5 protein-coding genes are annotated in these 7,885 nt (G+C 44.9%); all 5 read left to right on the top strand.

From position 1 onward, the window contains the following. Positions 1-126 precede the first annotated feature (126 nt). The 5 genes from gmtY to FH976_RS15020 are packed head-to-tail and all read left to right on the top strand — an operon-like array spanning position 127 to position 7,553. Complete coding sequence (gene gmtY / locus FH976_RS15040; RefSeq protein ID WP_194091605.1) at positions 127-1,584, top strand: gamma-mobile-trio recombinase GmtY; 1,458 nt, start codon at positions 127-129, stop codon at positions 1,582-1,584. Continuing rightward, positions 1,584-4,253 (top strand): gamma-mobile-trio integrase GmtZ, encoded by a 2,670-nt coding sequence (gmtZ, locus tag FH976_RS15035; protein WP_194091604.1) that lies wholly within the window; start codon positions 1,584-1,586, stop codon positions 4,251-4,253. Before gmtY ends, gmtZ begins: the two co-directional genes overlap by 1 nt. Further along, on the top strand, positions 4,253-4,930 hold the full coding sequence (gmtX, locus tag FH976_RS15030; protein WP_194091603.1) for a gamma-mobile-trio protein GmtX: 678 nt from the start codon (positions 4,253-4,255) through the stop codon (positions 4,928-4,930). Before gmtZ ends, gmtX begins: the two co-directional genes overlap by 1 nt. Then, the gene (locus FH976_RS15025) at positions 4,930-5,367 is read left to right on the top strand and encodes a VPA1267 family protein (RefSeq protein WP_194091602.1); all 438 of its coding nucleotides are present in this window, start codon (positions 4,930-4,932) and stop codon (positions 5,365-5,367) included. The genes gmtX and FH976_RS15025 overlap by 1 nt, the downstream gene beginning before the upstream one ends. Continuing rightward, entirely contained in the window at positions 5,364-7,553 is a 2,190-nt protein-coding gene (locus tag FH976_RS15020; protein ID WP_228767467.1) for an AAA family ATPase, read from the top strand. The genes FH976_RS15025 and FH976_RS15020 overlap by 4 nt, the downstream gene beginning before the upstream one ends. Positions 7,554-7,885: the final 332 nt, after the last annotated feature.

Genomic DNA, 7,885 nt, shown 5'->3' with positions numbered 1-7,885 from the left:
GTTATATATAGTACCTAAAACTATGTATAATATGTATTAAGGCAGAGGAATCTGCCTTTTTATTTGACAACAAACCCTTAAGCATTATAGTGTATTCTATGTTTATTATGTACAAAGGAATACAGATTGTCATCGGTTAAAGTCAAAGCAACTATCGTAGAAGATAATACTGGTATTAAAAGTCAGCTCCCCATCTTGCTCACCGAACAAGGTGAAGTCGGTTCAGTTACCGATTACTTGCTAAAGATGGAGGCGGATGGTGCGAGTAACGCTTTAATGAATGGTTTTATACAAGCCACTTCGTTGCTTTTAGATTACATGGAAGCTAACAAGGGATTGTTTGAAGATCCAAAAATACTGTTCCAAACCTTTGCAAAGCGTCTTTACACAGGCACCATCGGGGATGATGGCCTAGATCCTTCGGGCTTGTATTGGGTGCCAAGTTCGACCGAAAACGTCAATAAACACATTCATCGATTAACTGCATTCACTGATTGGCTGGCTAACAAGCATGGCACAGAGCCAATGAATCCGTTACGCGATGCTACGCCTCATGAGCAACGCCTTAATTACGCTGCTTGGTATCGCAAAAACCAAAATGACTTCCTTGGTCATATTGAAGATAAAACCGTTAATAAAACCATCCGAAAAGCTCGCACAATGAAGGGACGCACCCCATTAACGAAAACCGAGGACGATGCCATAGCATTCCCAGATAGTCATTGGGAGTCATTCTATAAAGATGGTATTGGTGGAGCAAAAGATCCACGAGTTGCGCTGAGAGATAAGCTTATGCTGCTTTTGATGCACGGTGGCGGTTTGCGTGAAAGTGAAGCCGCATTGCTTTGGGTGACCGACGTGTTTGAAGATCCGTATGAACCCGACAAAGCGGTGGTTCGAATTTACAACGAAGTTGATGGAAAAGCCCCTGACGGTTGGCGTAGCCGCTCAGGCACAAAAACCAGAGAAGCCTATTTAAAAGAGGAATATGCTCGTATACCTAGAAAACGAATGAAAGGCACGGCATACGTTGGCTGGAAAACAAGAGTCGTTGACCATCGAGATAACTACATTCAAGTTCAGTGGTTCCCAACGGATTATGGCAAGGTCTTTATGTCACTGTGGAAGAACTACCAAAAATATCGAGCGAGCATAGACTGTTATCATCCGTATGCGTTCATTTCATTCCATCACAGCGCCCTTGGGAACCCATACACGCTCAACGCTTTTCATCAAAGCTATGCGGCAGGACTAAAGCGCATTGGCTTAGAGCCAAACAAAGCTGAAGGGCTAGACCCTCATGGTCATAGACATAGCTATGGCAGACGATTAGAGCGTGCAGGACTGAATCCGTTGGTGATACGCCGCTGTATGCACCATAAATCACTGGAATCCCAGATTCCTTATACTGGCAAAGGGCAACAAGAAATCTCTGATGAACTGACTCAGGCCACACTACAACTGGCAAATCCAGAATCCAAAGTCAAAGCACTCGACTGGAAAGAGCTGGCTGAGCATGGCTTTGACGATATTGACCCACAGGGCTACTTCACAGGCAAACATCCAAAATTGAGAGGTAAATAATGGCTAAAAAAGGCAAAAAACAGGACGGACGTGCATCGGACTTAACCTTCTCATGGATGCTCACCACGCTTGGCCCTGAGTGGCAACAATGGCAGGAGTTGGCTGCTGAGTGGATAACTACGCAAACTACTGGAGTTCACTATAAACTCCTAGCTCTGAGTTATTTTTTCGAGTCCTATCTCACTGAATGTGCGCCTTATGCAATTAGAAATATACATTTGTTTTTTAAGGGGAGTCATGGGCATATATGCTCTAAAGAAGAACTAGAAACTCAAGTAAGAAAAAGTATTAATCACGCGGTAAACGTTCAACGATGCGTAAACATCCCCTGTGATTTCATCGAGTTTGTTATCGAAAGGGTGTTTTCGGAAGAAGATGACAAAGGTAATCTAGTGATACTTGTTCAAAACCCGCTCAGCAAAATAGCACGGCATAACACTCCTACAGAAACCGTCCGTAATCCCTTGCCCTATCGCTACATTAAGGGCTTGCGTCAAATTATCTGCCCACTTCCCGATAAAGCAGAATTCGCTGCTATTGAGAAAAACCTTAAGGATGGTGAAACCTTGTTGCCTGCTTATCACTACCGCCATTTCAAACACTGGACATGGGCGCAGCAGCAGTCTGGGCAAGCAGAAAGAGGTGGTGATGGTGACTGGTTTGATGTCGAGTCTGAGTTGATTGACAAAACTGACCCTGACTGCGTGTGGCGCACCAAAGAAGTGACTCGAAAAGGTAAAAAAATCACCGTTCACCAAATCTGGTCGCCCGTCAAAGCAATGGTGATATTTATGAAGCTTCACTTACCATTGCGAACCTATCAGGTGCGCATGTTAGATAGTGGTGAGGCCGACACATGGCGTTATGTGCAAGGTCAATGGGTAGTGAACACCCAGCATGATTTTGCACTTGGTAGTGAAAAGCGTCCGTTTGGAAAAGGCATCTTCCGCCGTATTCATGATACCATGACAGGGCTGTATTCTACAGGTCTATACATCAACACCAACAAGACCGCAGACCAAAACAAAGACGAACTTGAGCGGGGCTACATCATTCCTTGGCAAAACGAGGAGGTGTTGTATTGGCTAGAAAAACTGCGTAATTGGCAGGAAAAGTACAACCCAATTGACAGCCCCACCGACTGCACTAAGTTGTTGACAAAGCACACTGGTAAAATGAAATCGCACAAAACGCTAGAGAGTATGGGGGAAGTTGCTTTTCTGTTCAGAGAAGCGTCTGCTAAAGGAGAAGATAAGTTCAAGCCATATCGTGCAGATAGTGGAACCAATCAACTCTGGTATCAACTACTACTGACACTAGAAAACCAACTCGCAGAACGTGGTAATACCCTAGATAACGGCGAACGGCTAAAACTGGTTGTGGATTACCCTGAAGGTACTCAAGAAGGTTCTAAAGTTGCCACACTCTTTCCCCTACACAGCTTACGTGTCTCTCTTATTACGGCGTATACGATGGACACGCAATTGCCACTGCCTGTCATTTCTAAGCTGTTGGCAGGCCATACTCGCCTATTGATGACCATCTACTACAACAAGATTACCCCTTCGGTGATGGCTGAAAAAATGGATGAAGCCGAGGCTCAATTGGAAGATAAATCCAAGCAATCGGTTCGCAACTTCCTCAAAGATGCTTCGATGGAACAAATCCAATGCAAAATGGTTTATCACAAGGAAGATAGCATTCAGGCCGCACTGGTTAACCGCAACCCAATTGGCTGGGAAGAACGTGCGTGCGGCTTATGCCTGGTCGGTGGCAACACGGTCAAATCCGATGAAATCAGCACCTTGGGCGGTTGCTGGAACGGTGGTGAGTTAGTTAAAGATGCAAAAAGCGCTGCTAGCCGAACCTATAGCAGCGTGCCACATGGCCCTGAAAACTGTATTCGCTGTCGCTGGTTTATTACAGAGGCCAGATACCTGCCTGCACTTAATGCGCACTTCAATCAATTGAGCTACAAGGCGCATCAAGCCGCTAACCTATCCGTTGAAATTGAAGGTGAGCTAGAAGCACTTAAAGACGAGCAATTCTTTTGTGAAGAGCAAGGTAACCCCTTTACCAAGCACGGTGAGCTACAAGCCTTACAACGCCGTTATGAGAAGCAACAAGTCGAGGCCGATGAGTACGCGAAAGACTGGATAGCTTGTTTTGAATTGATTAATAAAATCATTCGTATCGAAGAGTCGCGAGCTGATGATGATACCAAGGATAAGCTAATTGCCGTGGGTGCGGAGCAAGATGTCAGCTACGCCTTAAAATTCGTTGAAACCGACTCTGAATTACTGCACCTGTCGTTATTGTGTGACGATGCTGAATTCTACCCTGACTTGCAGGACGAGCTTCGTAAAACCCCTGCCATTCAAAAGCGCTCCATGCAATTGAGCCGAGTGCTTATGAAAAAAGGCTTTGAACCAATCTTCCTGGAAATGGACGAAAAACAGCAACTCATTGCGGCTAATGCCATGTTACGACAAATGGCAAAAATCGCTGATCCTCATGACAGATTAGAGGGCTTCCGTAAGGTCGCCAATTACATTGAAGCAGGTGAATACCTTGAAGAAAACAAACTGTTCAATGCTGGCATGAAAGCGCTAACCGATAAAGCGCTGCGCCTTGAAAATCTTACCCAAACTGCGCTATTGGAGGGTTAATGGACATTAATATTGATGTGATCTTGGCTGACTTGAAAGACGGAAAAGTACCGAGAACCCAAAAAAATTTAGACAAGCTCAACGATATTCTGAAATCCTACGCAGAATCGGGTCAGCGTGATTTCTCCATTACACAAATGGGGCGAGTATCAGCAGCCGAAGGTGGCCCTGGCTACGAGGCATTACGCGCAACGAAAAATGAACACTACCGCAAACTCATTGAGGCGTGGGCAGCGAAGAGTAAAACAACCACCAAAAAGCCGTTATCTGCAACATCGCGATCTAAGTCTATTCCACAAGACAATAAGCTTTTAGAACGTATTCCAGATCCTGCGGTGCGAGCTTTGTTTGGTCAAATTATTGCTGAGCGTAACCGTTACCGCAAAGAGGTCAACCTGCTTAAACAGCACGCGAATATCACCATTGATAAACGTCCTGTTCGTCAGTTTGATACAAGTGCAGAGCCGAGTGTTGAAGTGTTACCTTCACTATCTGGCATCTTGACCGAATCTGAGAAGAAAGCCTTAGCCTACGCCATCTCTGACGAGTGCATGGAAAAACATGACTGGCAAACTACGCAAGCAGGCCAAGTGAAAGACATGGAGTACAACACAGAAATCTTCCCTAGAGGCTTTGCGACAGGTCTACGTAAGTTGTTAGGCGAGGTAGATGAATAATGGCAAATGGGCAGCAAAAAGCACAACAAAACCTTGAAGCATTTGAGGTATGGCAAGCCACTCAAACTGATGATGACTTTAAGCAAATAGCCTTTAAAGGCAAGCTTAATCGCATCGAAGTAGCAAAAGGCGTGGGTTGCGGAAAGTCTGCCCTTAACCAGAATCCTGCACTTAGAAATGCCCTCAAGGCGCTAGAAGATAGCTTGCGTGAAAAAGGGGTGTTGCCGCCACTAAGTGAATCAGCGCAGAACAATGCTGACAAGCCAAAACAATACGACAACACAGCAAATCGCAAGCTGCTCGACTCTAAACGAGTATCTACCTTAGAAGCTGAAAATATTGAGCTAAAAGCCAAAGTTAAGGAGTTGGAGAGTAAGCTAGAGCGATTTGGGGAATTGTCTGAAACCCTATCAGAAATGGGGTTCATGCCACGATGAATACCCAAGCTCCAATTGGTCAACAGGCTCCTGACCAATTGCACGAAGACCAAATGCGCGTCACCAGCATCCCTTATACCTCAACCAGTATGGTGATATTCAGTGGTGTGCCACTGGCAAAAAACTCATACAAAACCAACAGCGGTAAGTATTACGTCACCATTAAAGCTGACCCCGATACCATCCCTGCACAACCAGCACTGGGGCAGCATTGGTCAGTTAAAGGCACTCGTTTAGTAGAGGAAATGGAAACGGGTGATTTCGTGATGCAACAACATACCTACGAATCTCCTGAGCATATCGAATGCAGCCTTCCAGAGACGGGCGAGCAATTGATTCGCTTTATCGCCAGAGAGGCTGACTTCAAAGGTATCGGCGAAAGTAAAGCCAGGGCGCTTTGGCAGCTACTTGGTAAGGATTTTCACTCGATAGTTAGAAAAGATACTCCTGAATCAAGAGAGCGGCTTAGAAGCGTCCTGAGTAAAGATTCTATAAACGCGCTATTTGAAGGTTACGCCAAATATAAAAATCTGGCCTACTGTAACTGGATGACCGAGCACAAGATACCAGCAAGTGTTCAGCAGCGTTTATTAAAGCATCATGGAGAAGAATCCATTGAGGCCATAAAACAAAACCCCTATGTCCTAATTGGCTTTGGTATGTCATTTAAGGATGTCGATAAACTGGTCGAATTCGACCAGTTTAAGATCGCAAAAAGTGATCATCGCAGATTAAGCGCGGCTCTTGAAACTTCTATTCGAAAAGAAATCGAAAAAGGCCACACCTATACAACACAGGTAAGTTTGCGACCCTATTTAACTAAACTGTTAAGTGATAAGGAGCTTGTGATCCAAGCGTTCAAAGCGGGTCACGATAGAGCGCAATACATCCTTAACCCTGTCACTGGCACCTACCATCCAACGGCACAGTTGCTGATGGAGAATGTCGTTGCAAAACGACTTAAAGCATTAGCCAATCAAAACAATCTTTTTGACGAATATGCAAATTCTGCATATTGCTTTGCGGTTGATGAATTGCCATACAAGCTAACCAAGAAACAGATTGAAGCAGTAACAACATGTTTAGATAATGCAGTGAGTTGCATCACTGGCGGGGCTGGTACAGGCAAAACAACGGTACTTAGAACAGCTCTTCGTGCTTATCAACAAATGGGATTTGAAATACGTGCAGTAGCGTTGAGTGGTAGAGCCGCTATGCGCTTGCACGAGTCTATCGGTTTATTCACCTCAACTATTGCTAAGTTGTTGCGTGAAGATCCTATCGAACCAACCTCAGGGCAACAAAAGCATCTTCTGGTAATAGATGAAGCCAGTATGATCGACTTGCCAACCATGTATCGCCTGGTCAACCACATTCATCCGTCAGTGCGGATCATATTAACTGGCGATCCTGATCAACTTCCACCAATTGGCTGCGGTAAGGTGCTTGCTGACATCGTTACATCTAAAGCCATTGCTAACACCATGCTGGATATCGTGAAGCGTCAGGAAGGCTCAACAGGTATTCCTGAATACTCCAAACTCATTAATCAAGGTATCGTTCCTGATCAACTAAGTACGGGCGCTATTTACTTCCACGAAGCGGCAAAAGGCGATATTGCCCAAGTCTGTTGTGACCTGTATCAGAAATCCCCCGAAAACAGCCGTGTTATGGCACCGACCAAAGCGCTCGTTGCAGACATTAATAAGCTAACTCAAGAAGCAGTCAACCCTAATGGAGACAGGCTTGAGTTCGAAATGCATGGTGAGAGATTCTTTCAAAACCTCAGATTGAACGATGCAATTCTATTTACACAGAACCACTACGATAAAGGCATTCAAAACGGTTCTCTCGGCGCACTAACCAGCGTTGAATCATCAGGTGCAAGCTATGGTGAAGTAACGTTAGATACGGGTGATAAGGTTGAGGTCACACAGTCAATTCTTGATTGCATGGAGTTAGGCTATGCAATCACTCTTCACAAAGCTCAAGGGTCTCAATTTCCGAGGATTATCATTGCTCTGCAAAATGGCAAGATCGTAGACAGGGCTTGGTTATATACCGCGATCACCAGAGCCGAAGCAGAAATTCATATTGTCGGGAGTATTGAGAATTTTAGAACCATCACACATGCGCCAAGTAACTCTCATCGCCGGAATAGCTATCTCGCTGAACTATTGAAGTGAGTTTATTATGCTTGAAGCATATGAGACTACATATGAATGCGCCCCTGGCGCTTTCATGGAGCGAGGAACGACTGGAAGGAGTCTCCGCAGCGGTAACCCTGCCTCGATGCTCAGACAACTAATACTGCCAATGCGGCATCAGAAATTATTGAAACTTCCACAGAAGCAACAGCCCTCCCTGCTAAACGCTTTTAAGAAATAACATCTATGATATAAAAAACGTACACACCATTATACATAGTGTGTACGTTTAAGGTAAAAGCCTCAAGTCATATAAATAAAGACCTGCCACTCACTCACACGCGAATGTACATGGTTTTTACTATATACTC

Source organism: Vibrio hibernica (assembly GCF_015223435.1).
GTDB lineage: Bacteria > Pseudomonadota > Gammaproteobacteria > Enterobacterales > Vibrionaceae > Vibrio > Vibrio hibernica.
The sequence above is the reverse complement of the archived record's forward strand: the minus strand, read 5'-3'. Positions and strand labels throughout refer to the sequence as shown.

Coding starts and splice junctions, on each gene's coding strand:
- gmtZ (WP_194091604.1), top strand. CDS start 1,584: ATGGCTAAAAAAGGCAAAAAACAGGACGGACGTGCATCGGACTTAACC.
- gmtX (WP_194091603.1), top strand. CDS start 4,253: ATGGACATTAATATTGATGTGATCTTGGCTGACTTGAAAGACGGAAAA.
- FH976_RS15025 (WP_194091602.1), top strand. CDS start 4,930: ATGGCAAATGGGCAGCAAAAAGCACAACAAAACCTTGAAGCATTTGAG.
- FH976_RS15020 (WP_228767467.1), top strand. CDS start 5,364: ATGAATACCCAAGCTCCAATTGGTCAACAGGCTCCTGACCAATTGCAC.